Source organism: Citreicella sp. C3M06, from assembly GCF_018860705.1.
Classification (GTDB): domain Bacteria; phylum Pseudomonadota; class Alphaproteobacteria; order Rhodobacterales; family Rhodobacteraceae; genus Salipiger.
Genome location: NZ_JAHKQA010000060.1, coordinates 1,564 through 3,722, shown reverse-complemented (window position 1 = coordinate 3,722; position 2,159 = coordinate 1,564). Strand labels below are relative to the sequence as shown.

At 59.1% G+C, this 2,159-nt stretch carries 4 protein-coding genes; 2 read left to right on the top strand and 2 right to left on the bottom strand.

The window, feature by feature from the left end; all coding sequences use genetic code 11:
* Positions 1-220, top strand: a 220-nt coding sequence (locus KO516_RS13895) for a hypothetical protein (RefSeq protein ID WP_216004386.1), incomplete at its 5' end; no start/stop codon positions are given.
* A gap of 4 nt (positions 221-224) precedes the next feature.
* Here the strand turns inward: KO516_RS13895 and KO516_RS13890 are convergent.
* Positions 225-671, bottom strand: a complete 447-nt coding sequence (locus tag KO516_RS13890; protein WP_216004385.1) for a GNAT family N-acetyltransferase — start codon at positions 669-671, stop codon at positions 225-227.
* Positions 672-685: 14 nt separating this feature from the next.
* Positions 686-943: a YjhX family toxin gene (locus KO516_RS13885; protein WP_216004384.1), complete on the bottom strand. Its 258-nt coding sequence runs from the start codon at positions 941-943 to the stop codon at positions 686-688.
* A 456-nt stretch (positions 944-1,399) separates the two neighbouring features.
* Here KO516_RS13885 and KO516_RS13880 point away from each other — a divergent pair, with 456 nt between their 5' ends.
* The gene (locus tag KO516_RS13880) at positions 1,400-1,849 is read left to right on the top strand and encodes a GNAT family N-acetyltransferase (protein WP_216004383.1); all 450 of its coding nucleotides are present in this window, start codon (positions 1,400-1,402) and stop codon (positions 1,847-1,849) included.
* Positions 1,850-2,159 lie beyond the last annotated feature (310 nt).

Genomic DNA, 2,159 nt, shown 5'->3' with positions numbered 1-2,159 from the left:
GGTCACCCGTTCGAGCTGCGCGCAAACCCTAATCCGGGACGTCCAGCCATCGTTTGTCACTCTTCCCAACCTTCGCGCCAATGTGAGATGGCACCGCGTCAACGATACCCGACGCGCGCTTGAGCAGGCGAAAGCGGCTGTGGTCGCATGCGTGTATCGCGTCGTCTTTTCAATCAGAAGATTGCCCGCCCCCTCTGATGGGGAGCGGGCGGATTTCTGAGACGTTACACGCCGGGCATTGCCATCTTGCGGCTAACATGACCGGAAGGTTCGTGCAGTTCGTCCGCGACGCATTGGAACCCGTAGCGCTCATAAAAAGGCCGACCGATCATGTTGTCGCGGAAAACCTCGACGGTCAGAGGGCCCTTGAGTGTGACCGCATGATCCACCAATGCACGGCCATGGCCCCGACCGTGCAATGCTGGATCGAGAAACAAGCCGCCGATCTCATTGCCAATCAGCGCGATGAAGCCGGCGACCCTGCCGTCCACCTCCAAGACGTGGGTTTCCGCGTTCGGCAGATAGATGTCGCGCATGGCCTGATGCACCTCGGCAACGAAGTCCGCGGCCAGAAACGGATGGGCCAGCGCGTTTGCGCGTTGCCAGACACCGATTACCGCTTCGATGTCCTCCGCCTGATAGGGACGGATGGTTCGGATTGTATCATTCATTGTCAGTGATCCTTTCAGCGTTGGTTGAGTTGCGCGCGCACGGAGGTGACTCCCAAGCGCGTCACCCGGTAGGGGTGTCCGTTTTGTGAACGGATGAAGCGGCGCCGTCTCAGGCGCTGGAACAGGTCGAGCGTGCAGTCCGTCAGGACGTGCCCTTCGCGTGTGTAACAGGTGATGTCGCGTATCTTGCCGTTGTCGCACCGTTCATGGTGAATGGCTCCACCACGGGCGAGTTCGTGCAAAACACGCTGTTCGTGCCTTGATATATTCAACGGATTTTCTCGATTTCATGAGAGCATAGAAACGGGATCACTCAACATCGCGCGTGAGTGTCCTTGTCGTGTCAGTTGTTCCCGAAGCTTGCAGGCTTGTGAAGCTCAGGAACGGGCGTTGGCCCGGGGCTCTTGCATAAAATCTCCATGGCATGACGCCATTCGCGTCAGGCTGATCGGCAGATACCGTTCACGCGCGAACCACTCAAGGTGCTGTTTCAGGCCGGGGGGTCCGTGCGGCGCGTTTGTCACACTTTGACCAAAGCGGAGCCCCTTCTGCCGCGGAGCGTGGGTCTGCTTCTGTTGACAGCTTTCCTGTGCGGGCGTAATCGCGCCGATGGCCGCAGAAGGTGCTTTATGCGCAGAGGTTGAGTTGCAATTTTTCGAAACACGTCGTCCGAGTTCTCTTGGACGATGCCCTCTGCTGCGCATACGCACCCTATCCGGACGTTTACCATGACCCAAAGACCCATCGAAATCCGCCCCTACCAAGCGGACGACAATGCCGCGCTGAGTGACATCTGGCTCGCAGCGTCCCGCATCGCACATGCCTTTCTGGGCGAAGAAAAATTGCTCGAGCACCGCGCGCTGGTGTCAGAGTTTTACCTACCGCAGGCCGAGACCTGGGTGGCCTGCCTTGACGGTCGGCCTATCGGCTTCATTGGGTTGATCGATACCACCATCGGCGGAATCTTCGTTTCACCCGAACGCCAAGGGATGGGCGTCGGACAGGCGCTGATTGCGCACGGAATGTCCCTCAAGCCTCGGCTCACGCTCGAGGTTTATGCCCTGAATGAAAGAACCCGGGCTTTCTACGAGAAGCTCGGCTTCATCGAGATCTGTCGTCGCCCTGTCGATGACGAAGGCCTGCCATTCGAACAAATCTCAATGGCGCTCTCTAAATGAGCGGTCCGGGGCTGCCCTCGCAATATGCCCCGGACCTTCGCGCAAATCGTTGAGAAGGGCAGAACTCGGCAATTCCCACGTGCCACCACGGGCCTCGCATAAAGACAGCACGTGCCGCGAGGGGCAGGAAGGTCCGCATTGCTGACCTTGGCCTTCCAGCTCGCGCTGCGCGATGCCATGGATGACCCGTTCGGGCCGGAAGTATTTTCCGGAACCTCTCCGCCGGATGGATGATTGGAGCCGCCTTGCCTCTCCCGATTGGCCGGGCATCAAGCACAGGTCAGGGACGACTACGGAACCTTGTCCCAGA